The following is a 26,271-nucleotide window of genomic DNA, read 5'->3' on the forward strand; positions in this document are numbered from 1 at the left end:
AGTCTGTCATGGCGCGAAGTGGGGAGCGATGTTCGGGAAACGCAAACGCGCGCTTCGCGCAGGCCGGCCGGCGGGGCCCGCCGGCGGCGAGCAATACGATACCGAACGCGCCCAGGCGATGGTGCGGATCATCCTCACCCCGCTGTTCGGATCCTATATCACCGTGATCACGTTCCTCGACGGCTTCCAGTCCGCCAGCCTGAATGCCGTCGCAGCCTATTTTGCCGCCTATATGCCGGTTTCGTTCTTTCTCTACTGGTGGATCATCCGGAAGCCGGGCGCCTATGTGCGACGGCGCGCGCTGTCGATGGGCGGAGACTACACCGCCATCACCTTCGGCATGTCGATCGGCGGCGCCGCGCTGCTTCCGGTCTATTCGGCACTGCTTTGGGTGACCGTCGGCAACGGGCTTCGCTTCGGCGCGCGCTACCTGGTCGTTTCCACTTTGCTGGCGCTGCTTTCGCTCGCCGTCACCACCTACTTCAATTCCTTCTGGTGGGATAACCCCTATGTGACCCTGACCCTGGTGATGACCACCATTCTGGTGCCGGCCTATATCTATGCGCTGCTCAAAAGGGTGCACGAGTCCTCCAACGCCGCCCAGGAGGCGAACCTCGCCAAGTCGCGCTTCCTGGCGCAGGCCAGCCATGACCTGCGCCAGCCGATCCACGCCATCAGCCTGTTCACCGCCTGCCTGCGCGATACCGGGCTCAACCGCGAACAGAAGCAGATGGTCGAGAACATCGATCGCTCGCTGCATTCGGTGTCCGGCCTGTTCCGCTCGCTGCTCGACATCTCGACGCTCGACAGTGGCAAGGTGTCACCTCATTTCGAAGTCGTCGCCGTGCAGGACATCGTCGATGAGGTGCTGGCGCAGAATGCGGACCGTGCGAAATGGTCGGGCACGCCATTCAAGCTGGTGCACACAAAGCTGCATGTGCGCACCGATGCCGCTCTGCTCACCACCATCCTGCAGAACATCGTTTCCAACGCGCTGAAATACGCGCCGGGCAGCGAGGTGCTGATCGGCTGCCGCCGCCATCGCTACGGCCTGTCGATCGAAATCCACGATCGCGGCGAAGGCATCGCCGAGGAACATCTGCCTTTTTTGTTCAACGAATTCTACCAGGTGCGCGAACGCGGCGACAAAGACATTGAAGGTGTCGGCCTCGGCCTGGCGATCGTCAAGCGGCTGGCGCATCTGATGTCCTTGCGGGTCTCGATCCGCTCGGTCAGGGAACGCGGCACCAGCGTGCGCATTGCCGGCCTGCCTGTCGTATCGACACCGGAGCGGACAAGACGGATGAGGCCGGACCGCTTTGCTTCGCCGCTGGAAGGCTTGCGGGTGCTGCTCGTCGAGGATGACGAGGACGTGCTGCTCGCCACCGCCACCCTGCTCAGGAAATGGGGCTGCGTCGTGCAGGCCGAAACCGGAGCGGATCTGTCCGTCGCGGCCTGCGATCTGGTCGTCACCGACTTCGATCTCGGCGGCGGCATCGTCGGTGCCGACTTCATCCAGGAAGTGCGCCGGCAGGCGGGCCGCGACATCCCCGCCATCGTCATGACCGGCCATGACGAGAACCGGGTGCGAGAGGAACTCGGGCAGCAGGACATCCCGATCCTGTCGAAGCCGGTGCGGCCTTCCGAACTGCGCTCAACCATGATCGCGCTGTCGCTGGGGCGCGAACGCAACCGACAGGTGCAGGCTGCCATCTAGAGTGTTTCTGCTTTTCGCGGAAACACTCTACCTTCTCGTTTTCAAGCAATTCCGGACGGGAAACCGCTACGCACTTTTCCTTGGACCTGCCCTGGCGGGGGCCTCCAGCCTGCGCGCCTCCTCGGTCTGGTTCAGGATCCAGTCGCGGAAGACCTTGATGCGCGAGGAATTGCGGCGGCTCTCGAGATAGACCAGCCAGTAGCCGTCTCCGTCCGAGCCCAGGGCCTCGAAAGGCTGGATGAGCTGGCCCTTGGCGAGAAGGGCATCGTAGAGATTGCGCGTGAGGATCGCGGCACCCTGGTCGGTGATCGCAGCCATCGCGTCATAGACCTGCGAGCCGAGGTCAGGCCCATGGATGGCACGATCAATATCATAGGGCACGCCGGCCGCCTCGAACCAGATCTTCCACCATGGATCGTCGGCGCAGCACAACGGCACTTTGTAGAGGTCTTCGGGCGTGTTGATGCCGCCGACGCTTTCCGCAAGGCGCGGGCTGATCATCGGGCAGTAATCCGCCTTGAACAGATAATGCGAGGCCAGCCCCGGCCAGCTGCCGCTCCCGGTGCGAATGGCGACATCGGTCGCCTCGCGGGTGAAATCGACCAGCCGGGGTGACGTCTCGACCTTCACTGCAAGCTCGGGATGCATCAGCTGGAATGTTCCAAGGCGAACCGCGAGCCAGTTCGACGCAAAGGTCTGCATCGTCGAGACGGAGAGCACGCCGCCTGCCCCGCCCTTTGCCGCCAGCCAGCCATCGGCCAATGTCGCAAAAGCCGAGGATGCTTCCGGCGCCAGCCGCGCGCCGGCCTCCGTCAGCTCTATCTGCCTTGTTTTGCGTATGAAAAGCGGCATTCCCGCACGTTCCTCCAGAAGCTTGATCTGGTGGCTGGCCGCAGACTGGGTCATGCCGAGTTCGTCGGCAGCCCTGGTGAAACTTCCAAGCCTGGCCGCGGCTTCGAACACACGGACGGCTCCGAGAGGGGGCAATTTCCAGCTCATGACACATTACTCCTCCTCATGCATGATACTCGACGTTCGATTGGAAATGAAGCGTTCTCGGGAGCAATATCCTTTCATCGGATCACAGAAAGGAACCCGCCATGACCACGCTCTCGCACCTTTCCCCTCGCCGTCATCTCGCCCGCCTGCTGCTCGCTCCATTCAAGCCACGCCCGCAGGACCTGCTCGCCCGCAGCGACCTGCCGGACTATCTGAAGCGCGATATCGGCCTGCTCGACGGCGACGCCGCCTTCTAGGCAAAAATCCGCAAGGGAGGATCACCATGACCATCGCCGCGGAAGCCCTGAAGCAGAGCCGCCAGGTCGTCGACATGTATGAAGCCTATGCCGACCGCTATGACGAAATCGTCGGCACCGAACCGATCGAACGCGTAAAGGCCGCGCTGAAGCGCCTTGCCGTCGAAGTCGGCGGCAACGGCGAGGCCCTGGAAATCGGGTCCGGAGCGGGCCGCGAGGCGGACCTGCTGGAAGAGCTTGGCCTGCGTGTAAGGCGCACCGACGCGACGCGGCGTTTCCTCGAGATCCAGGCGGCGCGCGGCAAGAAGGCCGATCTGCTGGACATCGTCACCGACCCGCTGGACGGCCCCTATGATGCCGTAGTCGCGCTCTGCGTCCTGTTCTACGTTCGCCGTGCGGAGATCGGAGACGTCCTCGGCAAGATCGCGCAATCCCTGCGGCCGGGCGGTGCCTTCCTCGTCTCGATGCGTCACGGCGACGGCGAGAAGAATGGCGACTACCAGACGGTGCTCTGGCGCCGAGACGATTTCGTGCGACTTCTCGAACAGGCCGGCATGACCGTTCTGTGGGAAGAGTTCGCCGTCAACAATGGCAATGGCGACGAATGGATCACCTTCCTGGCTACGAAGACGGCGTGACCCGACCGGCCCGAGCGTTTCATCTGCCGGAGGGCAGGCCCTCGAAATGCTCCACCGTCCCGTCGAGCCGAACCCATTCGTGTTTCGACTTTTCGAACACGGACAGCGCAGGGGGCGTGAAAGCCGGATCGGCGAATGAGCCGACCGCGACGCCGATCATTTCAGGCGACGCTTCCGCCTTCCAGTAGAGGGTCGAGCCGCAGGCCGGGCAGAAATACATGCGCACCTTGCGGCCGCTTTCGGCGGTGCGGATGAACTCCGTCGATCTCCCGGAAACCTCGGCGCAGGCAGCCGCGTAGAACGCGTTGGCGCTGAACGGCGAGCCAGTCCTGCGCTGGCAGGCAAGGCAGTGGCACAGCGCCGTCAGCTGCGGCGGTTCGCGAAGCGTCAGCCTGAGGGCGCCGCAGGCGCATCGGGCATTGGCGTGTCCGGCATCCTCGTGGATATGCAAAGGTCGCTCTGAGTTTGTTCGAGACATGGGAACTCCTTCCGCTCGCGCGGCGAAAATGCGTTGGATTTTTGGCTGAGATGCAGGCCCCAGGACGCGCTGCGGCGGGGGCCAAGGGCGAAGCCAGATCCGATGTCAGGCTCGCGAGGCTTTCAAGGTAGGCCGTGCCACGGTCGAAGTCCAGACACCGACCCGAATTGCACGCATCGGCCCGGACTGATTTTCAGAACGCAGGACGCGCGGATCAAAAAATATTGGAGCGTTGCGCGTTCGAATGAACGCACAGCGCTCTGATGTCAGCGCAGCCGCTTGCCGTCGTGGTCGAAGATCAGCGCGTTTTCCCGCCGGAATGAAACCGGCACCGAAGTTCCGAGACCCTGGTCGTGATAGCCGCGGCGTTCGACGCAGGAGTTTTTCCCCGCTGGACAAATGGCCATGCCAGATCGAATTGCCGCCCAGGTTCTCGATCAGGTCGATCTCCATCGTAAGCGAAACACCAGCCTCGGTTCCGATCTCGAAATGCTCCGGCCGCAATCCGATCGTTACCTCCTGACCGCCTCCGGGGCTGCAGGACAGCGCGGGCGCGAACGCGGTTTCCGCCAGGCCGATCGTGCCGTCGGGACGCAGGACACCCTTGAAGAAATTCATCTTCGGGGAGCCGATGAAGCCGGCGACAAACGCGTTGTCGGGATCGCGGTAGAGATCGATCGGGCGACCCTGCTGTTCGATGACGCCACGGCGCAGCACGACGATGCGGTCGGCCATGGTCATCGCCTCGACCTGGTCATGCGTGACGTAGATCATGGTGGCGCCGAGCTGCCGGTGCAATTTGGTGATCTCGACGCGCATCTGCACCCTGAGTTCGGCGTCGAGATTGGACAGCGGCTCGTCGAACAGAAAGGCCTTGGGGTGCCGCACGATGGCGCGCCCGATCGCAACGCGCTGACGCTGCCCGCCGGAAAGCTGTGCAGGCCTGCGCTTGAGCAGCGGCTGCAGTTGCAGCGCAGCCGCGGCCTCGGCGACGCGCCTTTCGACTTCGGCTTTCGCCATGCCATTCATGGAGAGGCCGAAGCCCATGTTCCGTTCGACAGTCATGTGCGGGTAGAGCGCGTAGGACTGGAAGACCATGGCAAGTTCGCGATCGCCGGGTTCGACGGCGTTGACCCGCCTTCCAGCGATGAACACATCGCCGGAAGTGACATCCTCCAGTCCGGCGATCATGCGCAGCAGGGTCGACTTGCCGCAGCCTGAAGGGCCGACGAAAACACAGAACTCACCTGCCCCGATGGCGAGATCGACGCCGTTGATGACGTCGACCACGCCGAAGGATTTCCTGACCGCTTTCAGCTCGATCGCACTCAAATCACGGCTCTCCCCTGCTCGATGCGCTGCGACGGCATTCATCCGGCCTTGCGTTGTGGCGACGGCCCGTTGAGCAACCAGTCGAGATCCGCCTGCGACAGCGTGATGTCGAGCGCCTGCAGGCTGTCGTCCAGCTCGCCCAGCGTCCTCGGCCCGATCAGGGGAACGGACGGGAATGGCTGCGCCAGCACATAGGCAAGCGCCACATGGATCGGGCTCTTGCCAAGGCGGCCGGCCAGTTCGATCGCCCTGTCGCGACGAGCGAAGTTGTCCTCGGAATACCAGACCCGCACCAGTTCCTCGCTGTCACGCCTGTCGCGGCCGGCACGTTCCGTGAAGAAGCCGCGCCCCTGGCTCGACCACGCGAAATTCGGCATCTGCCGCTGGATCAGCCATTGCCTCCAGCCGGCGTCGGAGGAGGCGACGCAACCATCCCAGATCGGCACCAGCATCTCGGCCAGCGAGAAATTGTTGGACAATGCATGGGGAGCCTGCCTGCCGTTCCTTTCGGCATAGTCGATCGCCGCCGCCATGCGCTCGCGTGTCCAGTTGGAGCCGCCGAATGGGCCACGGATGCGGCCTGCCCGCACCTCGGCATCCATGGCATCGACGAATTCGCCGACCGGCACGTCCGGGTTGTCGCGGTGCATGAAATAGACGTCGACATGATCGGTCTGCAGCCGGTCGAGCGATAACGTCAGCTGCCTGCCGATCGCATCGGGCGTGCAGAACGGCGTGTGAGCGCCCTTGCCTATGACGACGGATTCCGCGCGCGTGCCGCGATTGCGCTGCCATTCGCCGAACAGTTTTTCGGTATAGCCGCCGCCGTAGACAAAGGCCGTGTCGAAGAGATTGCCGCCAGCTTCGAAAAAGGCATCGAGCAAGATCGCGCCGGAGGAGAAGGTGCGGAAATCCTCGAAGCCGAGTGCCAGCACCGAAGACGGCTTGTCGAGGCCCGGGATCGGGCGCTTCGGGATGCGCGTGCCGTTGCGGGCAAGCCTGCGCCCCGAAATCGTGTTCGGGCGACCACCCGCTTTCTCGATGCCGTATTCGAGGCCGATCGCAGCACGCCATCTGTCCATGGCGCGCAGGTTGCCCAGGCTGTCGGCCCAGCCCATGCCCGGCCAGGCGAATTCCTGCCCACCGGCCATGATCGCGTCACCGGCCGCATCGACCTCGAAGGAATAAAGCCAGCCCTCTTCGTGGACTTCGACCGCCTGCTTGCCGTCGGCGGTGACGACATCGATGTAACCAGTGCCGCCCTGCTTGCCGGAGGCAAACCAGAAATCGGCGACTTCGATTTGTCCCTTCGTGCCGAAGATGCGCAGCACATTGTCCTGGGCGAGCAAGATGGAACAGGAGACCTCGGCGACAAGGCCGTTGGCAAATTTGAGCAGCGCAGAAGCCCATTCATCGACACCGGTCACACCGAGATGGCCGGCACCGGTGACGCTTTCGGGATCGAGGAACGGCTCGCCTGCCGCTGCACCGGCAATCAGGCGGGCCATGGAAACCGGATAGCCGCCGACATCGAGAATGCCGCCGCCGGCAAGGTCGTTGGCGAAAAGACGGTGCTCGGGCATGACGGACGGCATCGCATAACCGAAGCTGGAACGGATCAGCCGCACTTCGCCGATGGCGCCGCCTTTGATCAGCTCGACCAGTTTCAAGGTCTGCGGATGCAGGCGGTACATATAGGCTTCGCCGAGGAAGCGGCCTGCCTTGCGGGCAGCATGCATGATAGCATCCGCCTCGAAGGCGGTCAGCGCCATCGGTTTCTCGACCAGCACGTGCTTGCCGGCCTCGAGCGCCTTGATCGCCCATTCGGCGTGGCCCGGGTGAGGCGTGGCGATGTAGACCGCATCGACGTCCGGATCCTCGAGCAGCGCATCGTATCCCCGCAGGATCCGCGCGCCGGGAAAGGCGTCGGCGAGATCGGGCCTGCTGGGATCACGCGTGGCAATGGCGGCCAGAACGCCGCTGCGCGAATGCGCAACCCCACCGGCAAAAGCCCTGGCGATGTTGCCCGGGCCGACGATGCCCCAACGGATCTTGTTCGGCGTGTTCATGATGGTCTCCTCGATTGGCAGCGGGCCGGGACGGTCACTTGACTGCACCGGCCGAGATTCCGGCGATGAAATGGCGTTGCAGGGCGACGAACAGGGCAAGCATCGGTGCGGTCAGCACCACCGCGCCGACCATGATGCCTCCCCAGGACACTTTGGTGAGGCCGATCAGGCTGCCCAGCGCCACCGGCGCGGTCATCATCTCCGGCCGGCTGTTGACCAGCAGTGGCCACAGATAGTTGTTCCAGCTGTGCAGGAAGAGGATGATCGACAGCGCGGCGAGCGTCGGCCGTGTCATCGGCAGCGCGATGTGGAAGAACGTGCGCCATTCGCTGATGCCTTCGACCCGCGCCGCATCGAATACCTCTTCCGGCAGCATGGTGAAGGACTGGCGCATGAACAGCACGCCGAGCGAATTGAACAGCGGCGGCACGATCAGCGCGAACCAGCTGTTGGCCATGTTGAAGTCGCGCGCCACCATGATGAACTGCGGGATGACGACGACGAAATAGGGCAAGGTGATCGTGCCGAAGATGATGCCGATCACCGCCGTGCGTCCGACGAAGCGATAGCGGGCCAGCGCCCAGCCGGCCATCGCGGTGAGCGCCACCGACAGCAGCGTGTAGACGGTCGCCACGATGATGGAGATCACCATGGCGCGGATGAAATCCGTGTCGTGCTGCAGATTGGCGAAATTGTCGGCAAAGGCTGTCGACGGCAGCAATTGTATGGTCGAGCCGAAGATGCCGTCGTCGGGCAGCGTGGCGAAGACGAACATCGTCCAGAGCGGAAACAGCCAGATCAGCGCCAGCGGCAGGAGCACCGCGTGAAGCGCCATGGCGCGAGCGGTCCGGGAAGTGAAGGACGGCATCAGCGGCGTTCCTTTCCGGCCCACATGTTGAGCAGCGAAAGCGCCATGGCGATCGCCGCGATGGTGTAGGCGATGCTCGAGGCATAGCCGAAGTTGAACGACAGGAAGCCCTGCCGGTAGAGCAGCATTCCGAGCGTTTCCGTGGCGCCGCCGGGACCGCCGCGGTTGGTGATGAGGAACGGCTCGGTGAACAGCTGCATGGTGCCGATGATCGACAGCACGATGCAGAACAGGATGATCGGCCTGAGCAACGGTACGGTGATGAACAGGAACTGGCGGGTCTTCGAGACCTTGTCGAGCGTCGCGGCCTCGTAGAGGTCCTGCGGGATGGACTGCAGGCCGGCCAGGATCAGGATGGCGTTGTAGCCGGCCCAGCGCCAGGTGACGGCGATGATGATCAGCGCCATGGCCGCGGTCGGGTTCGAAGTCCAGGAGATCGGCGCGATGCCGATCAGAGCCAGCAGCTTGTTGATGATGCCGAATTCATAATTGAACATCAGCCGGAAGACGGCGGCATAGGCGACTTCGCCGACCACGACGGGTGCGAAGAAGGCAAAGCGGAACAGTCCACGCGCCCTGAGCAGAGGCGAATGCAGCAGCACGGCCAGCACCGTCGCCAGCGTGATCATGACCGGCACCTGCACGACGAGGATGATCAGCGTGTTCTTCAGCGCGTTGGCGAAGGCCGGATCGACCAGCAGGCGGCCCCAGTTGGCCTGCGGCGCGAATGTCCATGGCAGGCGACGCGTGTTGAGGAACGACATCCAGAACGAGCTGATGATCGGCCACACCCAGAAGGCGAGGAAGATCAGCAGATACGGCGTCAGGAAACCGTAGGCTGTGAGTGTGCGGGGCCGCATTCCAACTCCAGAAACAAGAGACACCGGCGACAGGACAACGTATCAGCCCGAAAATCGGGACTAGAGCGTCCATTGCGGTCGGAACAGACGCTCTAGTCCCCGCCGCCGGCGTCCCTGGGGAGGTTACTGGGACAGGGGCAGACCTGTTGCCAACTCGATCTGCCTGGCGGCATCGTCGAGCGCTGCCTTGGCATCCGGATAACCGCCTTCGATGTATTTCAGCTGCGTGGCGGTGAGGATCTTGTTGGCGTCGGTGAAATAGGTCGTGCCACGGCTTGGCTTGACCTTGGGCAGGGTCGACAGCACGTCGACCCATATCTTCTGGTCGCCCCAGTAAGGCTGGCCCGATTGCACGAACGGATCATCGAGCGCGGACAGCAGCGACGGCACCAGCCCGTAAGCCTTCAGCATGGTGACCTGGCCCTCGACCGTGCCCAGCGCGTAGCTGGTGAAGGCGTAGGCGGCTTCCTTGTTCTTGGAGGCTTCGGTGATCGCCAGCGACGAGCCACCCAGATTGGCCGCATGCGGACCGTCCACGGTTGCGCTGGGCAACGGATAGACGCCCCATTTGCCGGCAAGTTCCTTGGCATTGGAGCGGATCGTGCCTTCGTACCAGCCGCCGAAAATATGCGTCGCGACCTTGCCGGCCTTGGTAGCCTGGATCTTCTCGTCCCAGTTGGCGGCGCTGACGAGGTTGTTCGCCTTCATCTTCCGAACCGTTTCCAGCGCGGTGACGCAGCCGGGCTGGTTGACGGTGATGGTGGAACCGTCGGGCGAGAAGTAGCCGCAGCCTTGTTCGTTGGAGATCATGCGGAAGAATTCGTCGTCGCCGTTGAGGTCGGCCTCGGTCATGATGACACCGGGATTGGCCAGCGTGATCTTCTTGCCGGCGGCGATGAAATCGTCCCAGGTCCTGATGGACGCCGGATCGACACCCGCCTTCTCATAGAAGTCGCGGCGGTAGAACACAGTAACCGGACCGGAATCCCAGGGCATGGCATAGACCTTGCCGTTCGCTTCCAGTTCGACGCGTTTGAATTCGGGGAAAAGCTTAGCCGTGGCGTCGGTATAACCGAGCGTCTTCAGGTCGGCGAAGCAGTCGGGAAATTGGTTCCAGAATATCTCGGCTTCCTGGTTTTCGACCGTGATGATGTCGGGCAGCCCGGCGCCGCCGGCGGCGCAGCCGGCGAGGGTCTTGTCGAACACCTGCTGGTTGCCGAGGTCCTGGACGTTCACCTTTATGTCGGGGTGCTGCTTGTTGAAGCCGGCGACCGTCTCCTTCAGCGACGAGGCGGCGATGTTCCAGCTCCAGATCGTGATCTCGCCGGACTGGGCAAGCGCCGAACCCTGGCTGAGCGCAAGCGCCATCGCCGCGCACACGAGTGTGTTACGCATCCTGTTCCTCCCATTTCGATTGCTCTCTCCCGGAGCAGGCCGAGATTAGCCGATGGAACAGGCCGGTCTCCCGCAAACGGAACATGAATTTGCCGAATGGTAAGATCGCGGTATCCCGGCATCGATTGCATGCGTCCCGGCTTTGCCGGCTGGCCTTCCATTTGCGCTTGGAAAGGACCGCGTTACACTGCACGCGGTTCTTCGCTCGGCGAAAGGAGCTCTCTTCTTGGTGAACGGCAAGGTAGCGAGCGATTCCTACTGGCGTACCGGCGCAAGCACGGTTGAAGCCTTCCCCATGCAATTGCAGATGTTCCACACGCATCCCGTGGTCATGGAGGCGCCGCACTGGCACGCCCAGGTCGAGGTGAACTTCATCGTGGAAGGCAAGGTCCATTACCGGATGGCCGAGCGCGAGGTTCTGCTGACGAAAGGCGATCTCTGCCTGTTCTGGGGCGGCATCCCGCATCAGATGGACTGGCGCAGCGACGACACCATCTATGCGGGCGCGCATCTGCCGCTGGTGCATTTCTTCCGGCTGAACCTGCCGACCGGCGTCCAGCAGCACCTGATGGCAGGCCAGGTGCTCCTCCTGCGCGCGACCGATCCAGCCGATTGCTGCAATTTCGAGCGCTGGAACCTCTATGCCCGATCTGGCGATGCGACGAAGGCCGCGCACGCCGTGAACGAATTGCTGCTGCGGATCGAGCGCATGCGTTTCGAGCCTTATGAGCTGCTGCCCGGCGTGGGCGTCGCAACCGCCGCCGAGGAATTCGATCAGCGCGCGCTGCCATTGGCTCTGCGTCTTTGTACCTACATCGCCGACAATTTTCGCGACGACATCGGCATCGCCGACATCGCCGCCGAATTCGCCATCCATCCGAAATACGCCATGAGCGTCTTCCGGCGCTCCACCGGCATGACCCTCAACGAGTACCTGAACCTTTTGCGCCTCAGCTACGCGCAGGCGATGCTGATGCGCGAGGAGGACGCCAACGTGCTGCACATCGCCATGGAAAGCGGCTTCGGTTCGCTGAGCGCCTTCAACAAATCGTTCCGCAGGCTGGCCGGCATGACGCCATCCAGCTTCCGGCGTGCAGGATCAACGGCCTGACCCGCGCAGGCTGTCGTGCAGCCTTCGCAGGAAAAGGCGCCGCGTCACATGTTGAACATGCGCTTCAGAGACCGCGCGAAGGTCTCGTCGTCCTGCTCGCGGCGCATGTCGATGAACATCCTGGCGTCGTTGCCGCTCGGATAACGCAGGCGCTCCGCATCGTCGGTGGCGGCCGCAAAGATCGTCTCGGCGACATCCGATGTTTCCGCCGCCGGCAGGGTGGCAAAGGCTTCCACCGTGCCCTTCACCAGCTCGGCATATTCGGGCATGGACTCGTCGGAACTGAAGACAAGCGAACGGCTGCCGAAATCGGACTTGGTCATGCCCGGCTCGACGAGCTTGACCCGTACACCGATCGCACCGAGCTCGTAGGAAAGCGCCTCGGTAAGACCTTCCACCGCGAACTTGCTGCCGTGATAGAGCGAGCCCAGCGGAAACGCGACGCGACCGCCCATCGAGCTGATGTTGACGATCGTGCCGCAGCGGCGGCTGCGCATGTGCGGAACCACCGCCTGGGTGACCGCGAGCAGGCCGACGACGTTGGTATCGAACTGTTTGCGGATGGTTTCGAGCGACGTCGCCTCGAGCGGGCCATAAGCGCCGAAACCGGCATTGTTGATCAGGACATCGATCGAACCGAACGCGCCTATGCCTTCGGCGACCGCGTCACGGATGCTGACTTCATCCGTCACGTCGAGGCGCAGGACCCGGACATTGTCGAGCCGGTTGAGTTCGGTCTCGCTCTCCGGCGCCCGCATCGTGGCAATGACGTTCCAGCCACGGGCCTGGAACAGCCTGGCGGTTTCCCGGCCAATGCCGGTCGACGAGCCCGTTATGAGAACTGTCTGTGACATGCTAACTCCTTCGCCCGCCGCCATTCGGCAGGCCCTGACTTGCAGCCCAGGGATCGGGTCTGCGACGGGTGGCATGTAGCAATTCTGATTATGGAGATAATCTACAGGTGACGACAAGGGTCTTGAACCCAGGGTTCATAGTTGTAGGTTACCCTCCAGACACATCAAACGCTCCGGACTGGCTCAGCCGATGAATCGCGACCTGTTCGACGGACTGCCGCACTTCCTGGCTGTCGCCCGCCATGGCGGCTTCACCGCTGCCGCCGAGGCGCTCGATATCAGCCCGACCGCGATGAGCAAGGCGATACGGGCGCTCGAGACGCGCTACCAGACCAGGCTCTTCCAGCGCACGACCCGGCAGGTGCGGTTGACCGAGGCCGGCGCCGAACTGTTCCAGCGCCTCGATCGCGCGGCCAACGAGATCAGCGACGCGCTCGAGGCCCTGAGCACGGCCCAGTCGGTGCCGGCAGGCACGCTGCGCCTCACCATCCCGCGAAGCGCAATGCGTTATCCGATCCAGCCGATCATCGAGCATTTCCAGCTGCTGTACCCGAAGGTCGTGCTCGACATCTCGCTGAACGACGCGCTCGTCGATCTTGTCGCCGAAGGCTTCGATGCCGGCATCCGCCTGGGCGAGGCCATCGACAAGGACATGATCGCGGTGCGGCTGACGCCGGAAAACAGATGGGCCATCGCGGCGACACCCGACTATCTCGCCCGTTCGGGCACGCCGAGGCGGCTCGAGGACCTGCCGCGGCACAAGGCCATCCTGTTCCGGTTTCCATCCTCGCGAGCGCTTCACATCTGGGAGTTCGAGCGCGGCGGAAGGACGATCCGCGTGAAGATGCCCCAGCAGTTGATCGTGGACGACCGGCTGGCGCTCGTCCGACTGGTGAAGGCCGGCATCGGGCTTGGCTATGTCCAGGAGCTGGAGGTCCATGAGGAGGTCGAACGCGGCGAACTGCAGCTGCTGTTCGCCGACCAGATCGGCAAGGATGACGGCATCTTCCTCTATTTCCCGGCGGCGACGCAGAGCCAGCCGAAGCTGCGTGCCTTCATCGATGTGGTGCGGACGGTACACGGCCGGTAACGGCGTCGACCTTGCATGGATCGCGGCGGCGCGACGACCAGCTTCCTGTGGGCTTCCGCCATCTGGAAATTGCCTCGCCCGGCATCCTGTGTCATCGCCACGGCACATTGTGCTCGCGCGAGTCTCTTGGTAGTTTTGACCAAAAGATAAAAAAGCCAGCCAGGGGAACCAAGCAACATGTCGATTTCCAGCTCCTTCACGCCATCCCGCCGCACCGTCCTCAAAGGCGTCGGTGCCGGTGCCGCACTTGCCATGACCGGCGGCTTCGCCGGCCGCGCTTTCGCCGCCGACCCGATCAAGGTCGCCGCCGTCTATACGGTGCCGGTCGAGCAGCAATGGGTGAGCCGCATCCACAAGGCGGCCAATGCCGCCAAGGAACGCGGCGACATCGACTATGTCTTCTCGGAAAACACCGCCAACACCGACTATGAACGCGTGCTGCGCGAATATTGCGAGGCCGGCCACAAGCTGATCCTGGGCGAGGTCTTCGGCGTCGAGGACGCGGCGCGCGCAGTCGCCGCCGACTATCCGGACGTCGCCTTCCTCGCCGGCTCCAGCTTCAAGCCCGACGCGGCGAAGGCGGCCAATTTCGCCACCTTCGACAACTACATCCAGGACGCGTCCTATCTCACTGGCTTGATCGCAGGCGCGATGACCAAGTCGAAGAACATCGGCATGGTCGGCGGCTATCCGATCCCGGAAGTGAACCGGCTGATGAATGCCTTCATCGCCGGCGTCAAGGAGAGCGCGCCGGACAGCAAGTTCCAGATCGCCTTCATCGGCTCGTGGTTCGACCCGCCCAAGGCCAAGGAAACCGCCTTCGCGCAGATCGATGCCGGCGCAGACCTGCTCTACGCCGAACGCTTCGGCGTTTCAGACGCTGCCAAGGAACGCAAGGTGCTGGCGGTCGGCAATGTCATCGACACGCAGAAGGACTATCCCGACACGGTGGTCGCTTCGGCGCTGTGGCATTTCGAGCCGACCCTCGACCACGCCATCGCACAGGTGAAGGCCGGCGCGTTCAAGGCCGAGGATTACGGCGTCTATTCCTTCATGAAGAACGGCGGCTGCTCGCTGGCGCCGCTGGGTTCGTTCGACGGCAAGGTGCCGGCCGAGGTAATGGCCAAGGTCGCCGAGAAGGAAAAGGCGATCAAGGACGGCAGCCTGACGATCGAGATCGACGACAAGGAGCCGAAGTCGAGCTGATAGGGGTCGCGATCAGGGAGTTTCGAAGACATGCAGCATCGATCTGGTGCGTCCTTCGAGGCTCGCCCGCATGGTTCTTGGCAATTTTTTCAAAGCTGTGCAGGCTCGCACCTCAGGATGAGGGCTGTCGTGCAACGGCGCCCAAAATCCAACGTGTTTCGAAGTTTCCTCTCGACCTGCCACAACGGTCCTCATCCTGAGGTGCGAGCCCGCAGGTCGGTGCAAGGCAAGCCCTGTCTTGGCCGGGCGAGCCTCGAAGGACGCACCGGATGACATCACCTTCGAGCAGCTTCATCCAAAACGCTCCGGCACTCAGGCTCTCGGGCATCACGAAGCGTTTCGGTGCGCTGACCGCGAACGACGGCATTTCGTTCGAGCTTCGGCAGGGCGAGGTCATCGCCCTGCTCGGCGAGAACGGCGCCGGCAAGACGACGCTGATGAACATCCTGTTCGGCCACTATGTCGCCGACGAGGGCAGCGTCGAGGTGTTCGGCAAGCCGTTGCCGCCGGGAGACCCGAAGGCGGCGCTGGCTGCCGGCGTCGGCATGGTGCACCAGCACTTCACTCTGGCCGACAATATGAGCGTGATCGACAACATCGCGCTCGGCACGCAGCCATTGTTCCGACTGAAACTGGATCGTTCGGCGGCGCGCACCAAGATCGACCAGCTGGCCCGGGATTTCGGGCTGGCCGTCAAGGCAGATGCGCTGGTGGCCGACCTTTCTGTCGGCGAACGCCAGCGCGTCGAGATCCTCAAGGCGCTCTACCGCGACGCGCGGGTACTGATCCTCGACGAGCCAACGGCGGTGCTGACGCCGACCGAAACCGAGGCGCTGTTCAAGACGCTGAAACTGCTGGTAGCCAAGGGCCTGTCGGTGATCTTCATCTCGCACAAGCTCAACGAGGTGATGATGGCGAGCGATCGCGTGCTGGTGCTGCGCGCCGGCAAGTTGTCGGGCGAGCGCCGCACAGCTGAGACCAACCGCCACGAACTGGCCGCCCTGATGGTGGGGCGCGAAGTCGCGCCGCCTGTCGTGGCCAAGGTCGAGCGCGGGGCGCTGCTCTATGAGCTGAACAATGTTTCGACCGCACGGCGCGCGCATGGCACGGCGCTGCAGGAGATCGCGCTCGCGCTACATGGCGGCGAGATCACCGGTGTCGCCGGTGTTTCAGGCAACGGTCAGGCCGCGCTCGCCGGCCTGCTCGCCGGCATGGAAGCGCCGGTGTCCGGCACGGTGCGTGTCAATGGCGCCGCCGTGACGACATGGTCACCGCTGGCAGCCCTGAACGCCGGCATCGCCCGCGTGCCGGAGGACCGGCACAGACAGGGCGCCATCGCCGACATGAGCGTCAGCGAGAACGTCATCGCCGAGCGCTACCGCGACCGCCGCTTCAGCCGTGGCGGCCTTGTCGACTGGGCGGCCGCGCGGACCTTCGCGCAGTCGATCATCGACGACTATGAAGTGAAGTGCCCCTCGCCCGAGGCGCGCATCCGGCTGCTTTCGGGCGGCAACATGCAGAAGCTGATCCTCGGCCGCGCGCTCGATCCCGACCCCTCGGTCATCCTCGCCAACCAGCCCTCGCGCGGGCTCGATGTCGGGGCCGTCGCCTATGTGCATTCCAGGCTGCTCGAAGCGCGGGCGCGCGGCGCCGCGGTGCTGCTGATCTCGGAGGACCTCGAAGAACTGCTGGCGCTGTCCGACCGCATCGTGGTGATCTCGGAAGGACGGCTGTCGAAACCCTCGGCGCGCGGCGAACTAACCATCAGCCAGATCGGCGCCATGATGGCCGGGCACGAGGCGGCGTGATGGTTGGCGGTACATCTTGCGCCGGCTCTGTCCCTCTCATTGAGGTCGTGGAAAACCTCCGACGTTCCGGAATGGATCCCCGACACGCTTCGGTCGCTTCGCTCCCTCACGCGGTCGAGGATGACGGACTTCATTTTCGACCGGCGCCAATTGTGAATGTCGGCGCTTCCAACGCCAACGCTACCCACAAAATCAGAGCCGCCTGCGATGCTCGCGTCGAATTCGACGCCGCTGCCATCGGCGACATTGGAGATAGGTCGGAGCGCCCCATGCCACCCGTCATCCTCGACCTCGCAAGCGACCGCAGGGAGCGGCGAGTGTCGGGGATCCATGCCGGAACACCGCAGAACACGCACATGACTGGGCGTCTGCCATCGCCTCACGGACACCACCATGCGGCTTGAACCGAAACCAGCGCCGTCGCTGGCGATGTCGATCCTTTACCCGGCTGCGGCGATCGCGGTGACGTTCGTGATCGCCGGCGTGCTGGTGATGCTGGCAGGCGCCAATCCGTTCTCGGTGTTCCGGCTGGTGCTGAAAGGTGCGGCCGGTTCGCAATTCGCGATCCTGGAAACGCTGACGCGCGCGACGCCGCTGATCTTCACCGGCCTTGCCGTTGCCGTCGCCTTCCGCGCCAGGCTGTGGAACATCGGCGCGGAAGCGCAGCTCTATATGGGCGCCATCGTCACGGTGGTGCTGGGCACCGGGGCGCTGCCATTGCCGGTGATCATCCTGGTGCCGCTGGTGATGCTGGCGGCACTCATCGGCGGCGCGCTGCTGCTGGCCGGGCCGGCTTGGCTGAAGCTGCGCTTCGGCGTCGACGAGGTGGTGACGACGCTGTTGCTCAACTTCATCGTGCTTTTGTTCGTCTCCATGCTGCTGGAAGGCGTGCTGAAGGACCCGATGGCGCTCGGCTGGCCGCAGTCGCCCAAGATCATCGCCGAGGCGCAGCTGCCGCGCGTCATCACCGGCAAGCGCCTGCATTATGGTTTCGTCATCGCGGTGGCGCTGGCCGTCGGCCTGTGGTTCGTGATGAAGAAGACCGTGCTCGGCTACGAGATGCGCGCCGTCGGCCACAATGCCGAGGCGGCGCGCTTCCTCGGCATGCCGGTCAACGGCGTGCTGATGAAGACGGCGCTGCTGTCCGGCGGCATCGCGGCGCTTGGCGGCTTCTCCGAGGTCGCCGGTCTCAAGGGGAGCCTGACGCTCGATCTGTCGCCAGGCTTCGGTTACACCGGCATCGTCGTCGCCATGCTTGCCATGCTGAACCCGATCGGCGTGGTGTTTTCGGCGATCTTCGTCGCCGGCATCTTCGTCGGCGCGGCCGCCATGAGCCGCAGCGCCGGCGTGCCGAGCTACATTGCCGACGTGATGGTGGCGACCTCGCTGCTGACCATGGTGACGGCGATCATGCTGTCGAGATACCGGGTGAAGTGGAAATGATGGACGCCGTCGAGATCCTCTTCACCGCCAGCTTCTGGGTCGCCGCGATCCGCATCGCCTCGCCGCTGATCTTCGCCACCATGGGTGAACTGATCTGCGAGCGCGCCGGCGTGCTCAATCTCGGCATCGAGGGCATCATGACCGCCGGCGCATTCGCCGGCTGGTTCACCGTCTATATGGGCGGGGACCTGTGGACCGGCGTGCTGGTCGCCGCTCTGGTCGGCATGGCCTTCGGCCTGCTGCACTCGCTGCTCACCGTGCCGCTCGGCCTGTCGCAGCATGTCGTCGGCATCGGCGTGACGCTGCTGGCGACAAGCCTGACCTATTATGTCTACCGACTGGCCCTGCCCGAGGTGACCTCGCCGCCGAAGATCGAGCCGTTCCAGCCCTGGGCCGTGCCCGGCCTGTCGAAACTGCCGGTGGTCGGCGAAGCGCTGTTCACGCAGACGCCGCTGACCTATCTCGCCTTCATCCTGGTGATCGTCGTCGCCTGGGGGCTGTACCGCACGCCGCTCGGCCTTGCCGTGCGCGCGGTTGGTGAAAACCCGGGTGCCGTCGAGGCGCAAGGCATCTCGGTTACCGCCGTGCGCATGGGCGCGGTGATGGCCGGCAGCGCGCTGATGGCAATTGGCGGCGCGTTCCTGACCATGTCGGCGTTCAACTCGTTCTTCTTCAACATGATCAACGGGCGCGGCTGGGTCTGCATCGCACTGGTGGTGTTCGGCTCCTGGCGACCCGGCAAGGCACTGCTCGGCGCGATCCTGTTCGCCGCCTTCGACGCCTACCAGATCCGCCTGCAGCAGCTCTCCGGCGGCGTGGTTCCCTACCAGGTGTTCCTGATGCTGCCCTATGCGCTTTCGATCCTTGCCCTCATTGTGGTTGCAAGGCGGGCGACCTATCCAAAGGCGCTCATGGTCCCCTACCAGAAAGGCGAGCGATGAATTTCGACCTGATCGTCAAGACGGCAACGCTGGCCGATGGCCGCATCGCCGACATCGCCATCCAGGGCGACAGGATCGCGGCGATCGAGCCGAAGATCGAGGCCGAAGCCGGCCGCGTCATCGACGCCACCGGCAATCTGGTGTCGGCGCCTTTCGTCGATCCGCATTTCCATATGGACGCCACGCTGTCCTACGGCATTCCGCGCATCAACGCCTCGGGCACGCTACTGGAAGGCATCTCGCTGTGGGGTGAGCTGAAGCCGCTGCTGACGCATGAGGCGGTGAAGCAGCGCGCGCTCGCCTATTGCGATTGGGCGGTGTCGATGGGACTGCTCGCCATCCGCACGCATGTCGACACCTGCGACGACCGCCTGCTGGCCGTCGAGGCGCTGCTGGAGGTGAAGAAGGAGGTCGCGCCCTATATCGACCTGCAACTCGTCGCCTTCCCGCAGGACGGGCTCTACCGCGCGCCCAACGCGCGCGAAAACACCATCCGCGCGCTCGATCTCGGCGCCGACATCGTCGGCGGCATTCCGCATTTCGAGCGCACCATGGAAGACGGCCGGCGCTCGCTGACCGAGCTGTGCGAGATCGCCGCCCAGCGCGGACTGATGGTCGACATCCATTGCGACGAAACCGACGATCCGCTGTCACGCCATATCGAGCAGCTGGCCTATGAAACGCAGCGGCTCGGCCTGCAGGGCCGCGTCGCCGGCTCGCACCTGACCTCGATGCATTCGATGGACAACTACTATGTCTCGAAGCTGATCCCGCTGATCGCCGAAGCGCAGGTGTCGGCCATCCCCAATCCGCTGATCAACATCATGCTGCAGGGCCGCCACGACAGCTATCCGAAGCGGCGCGGCATGACGCGCGTGCCGGAGATGCTGAAGGCCGGCATCCGCGTCGGCTGGGGCCAGGACTGCGTGCTCGACCCGTGGTATTCGCTGGGCACCGCCGACATGCTGGACGTCGCCTTCATGGGCCTGCATGTGGCGCAGATGTCATCGCCCGCCGACATGGCGCGCTGCTTCGACATGGTCACCAACGTCAATGCCGCGATCATGGGACTGGACCATCTCGGCATCGAAGTCGGCAAGACCGCCTCGATGGTGATGCTGGATGCCGGCAACCCGATCGAGGCGATCCGCCTGCGCGCCGAAAGGCTGTGCGTGATCGCCAGGGGCAAGGTGGTGGCCGAACGGCCGAAGCGCGACATGGCGCTCAACATCGCCGGGCGGCCGTCGAGCATCAACCGGCGGCACAAGGCCTGACGCAAAGGGTGCGAGCGCTTTCAAGAAAGCTGGAAACGCTCTTTGTTTTCAAACAATTCCGGACGGAAAACCGCTATGCGCTTTTCCTGGAATTGCTCTAGGATCTCAGCCGCGCCGCAACGAAATCCCTGACCTGCGCAACGGCCTGCTCGCGGGAGATGCTGCCGGGCTGCAGCCCCAGCCTCAGCCAGAGGCCATCAATCAGGGCCGTAACGCCTAGCGCAACCTCTTCTGCCAGCGCGGCGGGAGCGAGCGGCCGCAACGCCGACATCAGGTTCGAACGCATGCGGGCATGAAGCACGGTCTGGATGCGGGCCAGGTTTTCGTCGCGTGGGACCTCGGCGCACAGTGAAAGCCAGGCGTGGCAGACAGACGGCTGGAAGAGATCCGGCTCGAAATTGCCTTCGATCACCGCATCCAGCCTTTCGGCCGGGGCGCGCGCCCGCCGCAGCCTGACGATCACCGCGTCCCGCAAGACGGCGTTGGCTTCGCGCATCGCGTGCTCGAACAATTCCTGCTTGCTGCGAAAATAGTGCAGCACGATGCCCTTGGATGCGCCGGCCTGCGCGGCGACCTTCTCCAGGGTCGTCCCGGCGGCACCCTCCTTCTGCAGGACCGCAAAGGCCGCCTGCCGCAATTCCCTGCGGCGGATGTCGCTGATGCGTGTGAGTTTCAAAATCCACTCCCGGTTCCGCGGGCATATTGACAGCGCCGTCCCATCAGATCAAGAATTGACCCATGGGACAACAAACATACCAATGGGTCAAAGGGAGATTGCCATGCACGGGTTCAAGGGTGTCGCTTCGTTTTTCGCCCTGGCGTTTTCAACGGGAGTCGCGATTGCCGGCGATGCGGATTCCTGCCGCACCGTGCGCATGGCGGAGCCGGGATGGAACGACCTTGCGTTCACCACCGGGGTGGCCAACGTCGTCCTCGACGCACTCGGCTACACGCCGAAGAGCGACATTCTGGGGATCAACGTCATCTACGAAGGTATGAAGAACAACGATCTCGATGTCTTCCTGGGCTACTGGAACCCGGCCATGGTCAGCTATTTCGATCCGTACAGGAAAGACGGTTCGATCGACACCGTGCGCGTCAACCTGACCGGCGCCAAATACACCTTTGCCGTGCCGACCTATGTCTGGGAGGCCGGCGTCAAGGACTTCAAGGACCTGAGCAAGTTCGCCGACATGTTTGAGCATCAGATGTACGGCATCGAGCCCGGTTCCAACCAGCTCATGCTCGATGCGATCGCCGACCCCGCACTCGACCTGAAGGGCTGGAAGGTGGTGGAGTCCAGCGAGGCCGGGATGCTTTCGGAGGTCGGCTACAAAATCAAGGAGAAGAAGTTCATCGTCTTCCAGGGATGGGCGCCGCACCCCATGAACACGATGTATGATTTCAAGTACCTCACCGGAGGCGACAAATATTACGGCCCGGACTTCGGTGCCGCGACCGTGTCGACGCAGACCCGCAAGGGCTACGCCGATGAATGCCCCAATGTCGGGCAACTCCTCAACAACCTCGCCTTCGACATCGATTTCGAAAATGCGGGCATGGGCTACCTGATCAACGATGGCATGCAGCCGCAGGATGCCGGCCTGAAGGCCATCAGGCAGAACCCGGAAAAGCTGGCTGCATGGCTGGCGGGCGTCACCACGTTCGACGGCAAGCCCGGGTTGGAAGCCGTCAAGGCAAAGCTCGGCCTGTGAGCACTTCCGTCGAACAGGACAGCTGGGCTGGCCGCAAGCGCCAGCTTCCCTTGCAGGACGGAACGGTTGCATTCGTCGAAGAAGCCGGCATCGAGCCGGCTGTCGTGCTGGTGCACGGCTTCACCGACACCAGCCGCAGCTTCTCCCTGCTGATGCCGCACCTGGCCGGGCATCGGCTGCTGATCCCGGACCTGCGCAACCATGGCGGCTCGTTCGGCGCGGAGCCAGACGGACTGGGCTGCTTCGCGTCCGACCTGATCGCGCTGGTCATGGCGAAGGATCTGCATCGCCCGGTTCTCGTCGGACACTCGCTTGGTGCGATGGTCGCGATAGAGGCGTGCGCGGCTGCGCCCGGCCTGTTCGGGGCACTCGTTCTCATCGGCTGCTCACTGCGCCCGCGGATCGGAGACGGGCATCCAGTCACCGCCGGCCTGAAGGCACTGCGCGATCCCATCCACCCCACGGATCCATTCTTCGACTATTGGCACCATTGCCGGGAGGACGTGCCCAAAGCCTTCCTTGAAAAGACTGCGCAGGAGGCATCCAAGATGCCCGCCGCGCGCTGGCGCTCGATGCTGGAACTGATCCGGCGTGTCGACCTCACCTCCAGGGTGCACGCGCGCGGCGGCATCGAAACCGTCCTCGTCAATGGCGTCCAAGATACGCTCTTCGGCAGCCGCGACCGCGCGGCATTGGTCTCGGCACTGCCGGAAGCGACGGTCGTCGATCTGCCGCTCACGGGCCACAACCCGCATTGGGAGGAACCCTCGCGGGTCGCGGCGGCGATCTGCAACTGCGCCAAGGGGAAAGCTGGCACACTGAAATCCGGACAAGACGTTGTAAAAGCCAGGATATCAAAACCGCGACGGGGTGCAGCATGAAGATCCTTTCCCACAGCGTCGACGTGCTGGCTGCGACATCCGGAGGATGGCGCATCTGGTCGCTTTCCGACGGCCATGTCGACATGGAGGCAGCTCTGTTGAGGGACGCCAGCGACAATCCCTTTCCGGCGATCGTGCAGGCCGAGGATCGGGTTCGCCTTTCCGTCAATTGTTTCGTCGTCGCAGGCCCCGATGGTCAAAGCGTCCTGATCGATTGCGGCGCCGGCGGCAGCTGGGAGCCGACCATGGGCAGGCTTGAGAAGGTGATGATGCGAGCCGGGATCGACCCGGCTTCGATCACGACCATGGCAGCCACGCACGCGCATGAAGACCATGTCAGCGGCCTCCTGACGCCGCATGGCCACGCGCTCTTGCCGAAACTGGAGGCGATCGTGATTGGCGAAGACGCCGTCAAGGGCTTCCTTGCAAAGACGCATCTCGCGGCATTCCGGCCTCTGCTGAAGCCCGTGCGGGACGGCGACCGGCTGGAGAGCGGACTTCAGGTGGTGGCGCTGCCCGGCCATGCTCCAGGCCATGTCGGCTACGCCCTCAGGACCGATGAAGACCATTTCCTGTTCTTCGGCGATGTCGTGCATGTCCCGGCACTGCAGTTTGCCGACCCGACACTCAGCTGGGGTTATGACGACGACCAGATCACAGCGCGCGCGACACGGTCGAAGATCCTGCGGCAGGCGGCAAGCCAAGGAACCTGGATCGCCGGCGTACATCTAGGCAGGCCAGGGATGGGCCGGCTGACGTCCGAAGAAGCATCCTACATCTACGAACCGGCAGCCTAGCGAAGCTGCGTGGTACTTTGGCCGGTGCCGAGCCAATCCGGCGCAAGGTACACCTTTCGGCAGGAGTGGCCGGGGCCAGCACAACGACGTGCAGGCCCCGGCCCAGGCAATCAATTCGATCTGGCCGGCAGCCACGATCGAACCGCTGTCAGGCCGCCATGCGGCCTGCCTTGATGTACTCCACCATCTGCGACACGACGGTGCCCCAGCCGTCGTGGAAGCCCATTTCCTCGTGCTTCTGGCGGCTGGCTTCCTCGCCATGGATGGCGATGGCGCGGTAGCGCGTACCCTTGCCGTTGCTGGCAAAATCCAGCACCGCGGTGAAGAACGGATTGGGCGATGGCCGATAGCCGCCGAGCAGCGTGTCGGTGGTGACCAGGCGCTCGAACGGCTTCACTTCGAGATAGCAGCCGCTGTTGGGGAACTCCTGGCCTTCGGGCGAACGCATGGTGAAGTTCATGGCGCCACCGGGGCGCACGTCCAGATCGCAGGCGGTGATCGTCCAGGGTTTCGGAACGAACCAGTGGCGCAGATGCTCCGCCGTCGTCCAGGCACGCCAGACGAGTTCCACCGGCACATCGAGCTCGCGTTCCAGAACGAGGTCGAGCTTCGGGTCGACCGTGATCTTGGGCAATGTCATGTGGTACCTTCCTCCTTCAGTTTGAGCAGATAGCTGTCCAGCCGATCGAGCCGGCGTTCCCAGAGATTGCGCTGGCGGCCGAGCCAATCCTCGGCAAGTCTCAGCTGATCGGCCGCCAGTTCGTAGGTCCTCACCCGCCCAGCCTTGTGCGAACGCACCAGGCCGCTTCCCTCCAGCACCTTCAGATGCTCGACGAAGGACGGCAGCGCCATGCCATAAGGCGCGGCTAGCTCGCTCACCGAAGCGGGCTGCGCTGAGAGCCGCTCCAGGACATTGCGACGCGTCGGATCCGACAGCGCGCGAAAGATACGATCCACGACTGTTGGATCGGGCATATGAGGCGGCGTGGCGCCAAGTGCTTGCGGTGTCATGTCCCTGCCCCTTCGAAAGCCTGCGGAGGCCTGCAACGGGGCGCTTGATAACCCGATAAAATACTTAGGTCAAATCCTTAGTTTTCGATACTGGACGGTACCGTCGTCAACAATGATGGACGATCAATCAGAAAATTTATAAATTTCTTGCTATTTGCAAAATATGAGTCATTTTGCACGGGCCCTATCGGGGCGGGACGGATAAAACGGAAAGATCAGGAATGACCGGAACGGGTGCAGCGGCGCTTCAGGAGCGCCTGTCCATCGATCGCGCGGCGTGCGTGGAGCTCGATGGAAAAGACGAACTGGCACCGTTCCGGGATCGCTTCGACCTGCCGCAGGGCCTCATCTATCTCGACGGGAATTCTCTCGGCGCCATGCCGCGCACGGTGCCGTCGGCCTTGACCGAGGCTGCGACACAGGGCTGGGGGCAGCAGCTGATCCGCAGCTGGAACGAACGCGACTGGCACAATCTGCCGCTGCAGGCGGGTGACCGGCTCGCAGGTCTTCTCGGTGCGGCACCGGGCGAGGTCCTGGTCGGGGATTCCACCTCGATCAACCTCTACAAGGTGCTGTACGCCGCCCTGTCGCTGAGAGCAGACCGCAAGACCATCATTTCCGAGCGCAACAACTTCCCGACGGACCTCTATGTCGTCCAGGGCATGCAACGGACGCTTTTTCCCGACCACGCCATGGTGCTTGCCGAGGACGGCGACGACAGCGTGCTGTCGCTGCTCGGAACCGACACGGCGGTGGTGAGCCTGTCCCATGTCAATTATCGCACCGGCCGGCTGCGCGACATGAAACGCATCACCCAGGCAGCCCACGCCAACGGCGCGCTGGTGGTCTGGGACATGTGCCATTCGGTCGGCGCCCTTGCCGTCGATCTCAATAGCGCCAAGGTCGATTTCGCGGTCGGGTGCACCTACAAGTACCTGAATGCCGGTCCCGGCGGCCCGGCCTGGCTTTATGCCGCCGCCCGCCATCTGCCGCTGGTGGAAAGCCCCCTGACCGGCTGGCATGGGCACAGGACGCCCTTTGCCTTCGACGGCACCTATGCGCCGGCCGCCACCATCGAGAAATTCCGCGTCGGCACGCCGCCGATCCTTTCCTACCTGCCGCTGCTGGAGAGCCTGAAGATCTTCCAGGACCTCGACATGGCAAAACTGCGTGCCAAGTCGCTGCGGCTGACCGACCTGTTCATCGAGCTTGTCGACACCGAGCTGGCCGATTTCGACTTCGAGGTGGTGACGCCGCGAGATCACGCGGAGCGTGGCAGCCAGGTTGCGCTGACCCACGACCACGGCTGGCCGATCATGCAGGCCCTGATCGATGCCAGCGTCATCGGCGATTTCCGCGCCCCCGACATCCTGCGCTTCGGTTTCACGCCGCTCTACGTCACCCACGCCGACGTGTGGGACGCGGCCATGACGCTGGCCGACATCATGCGCAGCGGGCGCTGGCGCGAGCCGCGCTTCGCGGAACGCAAGCTGGTGACGTGACGCCTGTTTTGAATTCGGGATGGAG

The 26,271-nt window shown here is 63.7% G+C and carries 25 protein-coding genes; 14 read left to right on the forward strand and 11 right to left on the reverse strand.

The genetic code is table 11. The annotated features are described in order from the left end of the window. The first annotated feature begins 28 nt into the window (after nucleotides 1–28). Nucleotides 29–1,717: a hybrid sensor histidine kinase/response regulator gene (locus ACFJIU_RS22685; RefSeq protein WP_379063765.1), complete on the forward strand. Its 1,689-nt coding sequence runs from the start codon at nucleotides 29–31 to the stop codon at nucleotides 1,715–1,717. Nucleotides 1,718–1,783: 66 nt separating this feature from the next. Here the strand turns inward: ACFJIU_RS22685 and ACFJIU_RS22690 are convergent, their stop codons facing one another. Then, nucleotides 1,784–2,716 carry a LysR substrate-binding domain-containing protein gene (locus tag ACFJIU_RS22690; protein ID WP_379063766.1) on the reverse strand — a complete coding sequence of 311 codons (933 nt, stop codon included), beginning with the start codon at nucleotides 2,714–2,716 and terminating at the stop codon, nucleotides 1,784–1,786. A gap of 101 nt (nucleotides 2,717–2,817) precedes the next feature. On the opposite strand from ACFJIU_RS22690, the gene ACFJIU_RS22695 reads away from it, so the two are divergent. After that, the gene (locus ACFJIU_RS22695; RefSeq protein ID WP_165358088.1) at nucleotides 2,818–2,973 is read left to right on the forward strand and encodes a hypothetical protein; all 156 of its coding nucleotides are present in this window, start codon (nucleotides 2,818–2,820) and stop codon (nucleotides 2,971–2,973) included. A 26-nt stretch (nucleotides 2,974–2,999) separates the two neighbouring features. Then, a complete protein-coding gene (locus tag ACFJIU_RS22700; RefSeq protein WP_379063767.1) occupies nucleotides 3,000–3,611 on the forward strand; it encodes a class I SAM-dependent DNA methyltransferase in 612 nt (203 codons plus the stop codon). A gap of 19 nt (nucleotides 3,612–3,630) precedes the next feature. On the opposite strand, the gene ACFJIU_RS22705 is transcribed toward ACFJIU_RS22700, so the two are convergent. The 6 genes from ACFJIU_RS22705 to ACFJIU_RS22730 all read right to left on the reverse strand — a co-directional run bounded on the left by ACFJIU_RS22705 (nucleotide 3,631) and on the right by ACFJIU_RS22730 (nucleotide 10,613). Then, a complete protein-coding gene (locus ACFJIU_RS22705) occupies nucleotides 3,631–4,089 on the reverse strand; it encodes a GFA family protein (protein WP_379063769.1) in 459 nt (152 codons plus the stop codon). A gap of 105 nt (nucleotides 4,090–4,194) precedes the next feature. Continuing rightward, the gene (locus ACFJIU_RS22710; RefSeq protein ID WP_379063771.1) at nucleotides 4,195–5,421 is read right to left on the reverse strand and encodes an ABC transporter ATP-binding protein; all 1,227 of its coding nucleotides are present in this window, start codon (nucleotides 5,419–5,421) and stop codon (nucleotides 4,195–4,197) included. Nucleotides 5,422–5,459: 38 nt separating this feature from the next. Continuing rightward, nucleotides 5,460–7,490 (reverse strand): aldo/keto reductase, encoded by a 2,031-nt coding sequence (locus ACFJIU_RS22715; RefSeq protein WP_379063773.1) that lies wholly within the window; start codon nucleotides 7,488–7,490, stop codon nucleotides 5,460–5,462. Between the two features lie 34 nt (nucleotides 7,491–7,524). Then, nucleotides 7,525–8,358 (reverse strand): carbohydrate ABC transporter permease, encoded by an 834-nt coding sequence (locus tag ACFJIU_RS22720; RefSeq protein WP_379063775.1) that lies wholly within the window; start codon nucleotides 8,356–8,358, stop codon nucleotides 7,525–7,527. Further along, nucleotides 8,358–9,218, reverse strand: coding sequence for a carbohydrate ABC transporter permease (locus tag ACFJIU_RS22725; RefSeq protein WP_379063777.1), 861 nt, complete (start codon nucleotides 9,216–9,218; stop codon nucleotides 8,358–8,360). The genes ACFJIU_RS22720 and ACFJIU_RS22725 overlap by 1 nt, the downstream gene beginning before the upstream one ends. Nucleotides 9,219–9,341: 123 nt before the next feature. Beyond that, nucleotides 9,342–10,613 (reverse strand): ABC transporter substrate-binding protein, encoded by a 1,272-nt coding sequence (locus ACFJIU_RS22730; RefSeq protein ID WP_379063779.1) that lies wholly within the window; start codon nucleotides 10,611–10,613, stop codon nucleotides 9,342–9,344. A gap of 295 nt (nucleotides 10,614–10,908) precedes the next feature. Between ACFJIU_RS22730 and ACFJIU_RS22735 the strand changes: the two genes are divergently transcribed. Further along, a complete protein-coding gene (locus ACFJIU_RS22735) occupies nucleotides 10,909–11,724 on the forward strand; it encodes a helix-turn-helix domain-containing protein (RefSeq protein ID WP_379073197.1) in 816 nt (271 codons plus the stop codon). A gap of 44 nt (nucleotides 11,725–11,768) precedes the next feature. Here the strand turns inward: ACFJIU_RS22735 and ACFJIU_RS22740 are convergent, their stop codons facing one another. After that, a complete protein-coding gene (locus ACFJIU_RS22740) occupies nucleotides 11,769–12,578 on the reverse strand; it encodes an SDR family oxidoreductase (protein ID WP_379063781.1) in 810 nt (269 codons plus the stop codon). A gap of 190 nt (nucleotides 12,579–12,768) precedes the next feature. Between ACFJIU_RS22740 and ACFJIU_RS22745 the strand changes: the two genes are divergently transcribed. The 6 genes from ACFJIU_RS22745 (at nucleotide 12,769) to ACFJIU_RS22770 (ending at nucleotide 20,340) form a co-directional block, all read left to right on the forward strand. After that, entirely contained in the window at nucleotides 12,769–13,668 is a 900-nt protein-coding gene (locus tag ACFJIU_RS22745; protein ID WP_379063783.1) for a LysR family transcriptional regulator, read from the forward strand. 177 nt (nucleotides 13,669–13,845) lie between these two features. After that, the gene (locus ACFJIU_RS22750; RefSeq protein WP_379063785.1) at nucleotides 13,846–14,874 is read left to right on the forward strand and encodes a BMP family protein; all 1,029 of its coding nucleotides are present in this window, start codon (nucleotides 13,846–13,848) and stop codon (nucleotides 14,872–14,874) included. Nucleotides 14,875–15,143: 269 nt separating this feature from the next. After that, complete coding sequence (locus ACFJIU_RS22755) at nucleotides 15,144–16,682, forward strand: ABC transporter ATP-binding protein (protein ID WP_379063787.1); 1,539 nt, start codon at nucleotides 15,144–15,146, stop codon at nucleotides 16,680–16,682. A 393-nt stretch (nucleotides 16,683–17,075) separates the two neighbouring features. Next, on the forward strand, nucleotides 17,076–18,125 hold the full coding sequence (locus ACFJIU_RS22760) for an ABC transporter permease (RefSeq protein WP_379063789.1): 1,050 nt from the start codon (nucleotides 17,076–17,078) through the stop codon (nucleotides 18,123–18,125). Beyond that, on the forward strand, nucleotides 18,125–19,066 hold the full coding sequence (locus ACFJIU_RS22765) for an ABC transporter permease (protein WP_379073198.1): 942 nt from the start codon (nucleotides 18,125–18,127) through the stop codon (nucleotides 19,064–19,066). Before ACFJIU_RS22760 ends, ACFJIU_RS22765 begins: the two co-directional genes overlap by 1 nt. Continuing rightward, the gene (locus ACFJIU_RS22770) at nucleotides 19,063–20,340 is read left to right on the forward strand and encodes an amidohydrolase family protein (RefSeq protein ID WP_379063791.1); all 1,278 of its coding nucleotides are present in this window, start codon (nucleotides 19,063–19,065) and stop codon (nucleotides 20,338–20,340) included. Before ACFJIU_RS22765 ends, ACFJIU_RS22770 begins: the two co-directional genes overlap by 4 nt. Before the next feature lie 97 nt (nucleotides 20,341–20,437). Here ACFJIU_RS22770 and betI read toward each other — a convergent pair whose 3' ends face one another. After that, a complete protein-coding gene (gene betI / locus ACFJIU_RS22775; protein ID WP_379063793.1) occupies nucleotides 20,438–21,016 on the reverse strand; it encodes a choline-responsive transcriptional repressor BetI in 579 nt (192 codons plus the stop codon). 103 nt (nucleotides 21,017–21,119) lie between these two features. Here betI and choX point away from each other — a divergent pair, with 103 nt between their 5' ends. Genes choX through ACFJIU_RS22790 form a run of 3 tightly spaced genes read left to right on the forward strand, consistent with a single transcriptional unit; the run spans nucleotide 21,120 to nucleotide 23,733 of the window. Next, the gene (choX, locus tag ACFJIU_RS22780; protein ID WP_379063795.1) at nucleotides 21,120–22,055 is read left to right on the forward strand and encodes a choline ABC transporter substrate-binding protein; all 936 of its coding nucleotides are present in this window, start codon (nucleotides 21,120–21,122) and stop codon (nucleotides 22,053–22,055) included. Continuing rightward, nucleotides 22,052–22,936: an alpha/beta fold hydrolase gene (locus tag ACFJIU_RS22785; protein ID WP_379063797.1), complete on the forward strand. Its 885-nt coding sequence runs from the start codon at nucleotides 22,052–22,054 to the stop codon at nucleotides 22,934–22,936. The genes choX and ACFJIU_RS22785 overlap by 4 nt, the downstream gene beginning before the upstream one ends. Next, nucleotides 22,933–23,733 carry an MBL fold metallo-hydrolase gene (locus ACFJIU_RS22790; protein WP_379063799.1) on the forward strand — a complete coding sequence of 267 codons (801 nt, stop codon included), beginning with the start codon at nucleotides 22,933–22,935 and terminating at the stop codon, nucleotides 23,731–23,733. Before ACFJIU_RS22785 ends, ACFJIU_RS22790 begins: the two co-directional genes overlap by 4 nt. A gap of 148 nt (nucleotides 23,734–23,881) precedes the next feature. On the opposite strand, the gene ACFJIU_RS22795 is transcribed toward ACFJIU_RS22790, so the two are convergent. Next, a complete protein-coding gene (locus tag ACFJIU_RS22795; RefSeq protein ID WP_379063801.1) occupies nucleotides 23,882–24,373 on the reverse strand; it encodes an SRPBCC family protein in 492 nt (163 codons plus the stop codon). Beyond that, nucleotides 24,370–24,744 carry an ArsR/SmtB family transcription factor gene (locus ACFJIU_RS22800; RefSeq protein ID WP_379063803.1) on the reverse strand — a complete coding sequence of 125 codons (375 nt, stop codon included), beginning with the start codon at nucleotides 24,742–24,744 and terminating at the stop codon, nucleotides 24,370–24,372. Before ACFJIU_RS22800 ends, ACFJIU_RS22795 begins: the two co-directional genes overlap by 4 nt. 221 nt (nucleotides 24,745–24,965) lie before the next feature. On the opposite strand from ACFJIU_RS22800, the gene kynU reads away from it, so the two are divergent. Further along, a complete protein-coding gene (kynU, locus tag ACFJIU_RS22805) occupies nucleotides 24,966–26,246 on the forward strand; it encodes a kynureninase (protein ID WP_379063804.1) in 1,281 nt (426 codons plus the stop codon). Nucleotides 26,247–26,271: the final 25 nt, after the last annotated feature.

Source organism: Mesorhizobium sp. UC74_2 (assembly GCF_042701485.1).
Taxonomy (GTDB): domain Bacteria; phylum Pseudomonadota; class Alphaproteobacteria; order Rhizobiales; family Rhizobiaceae; genus Mesorhizobium.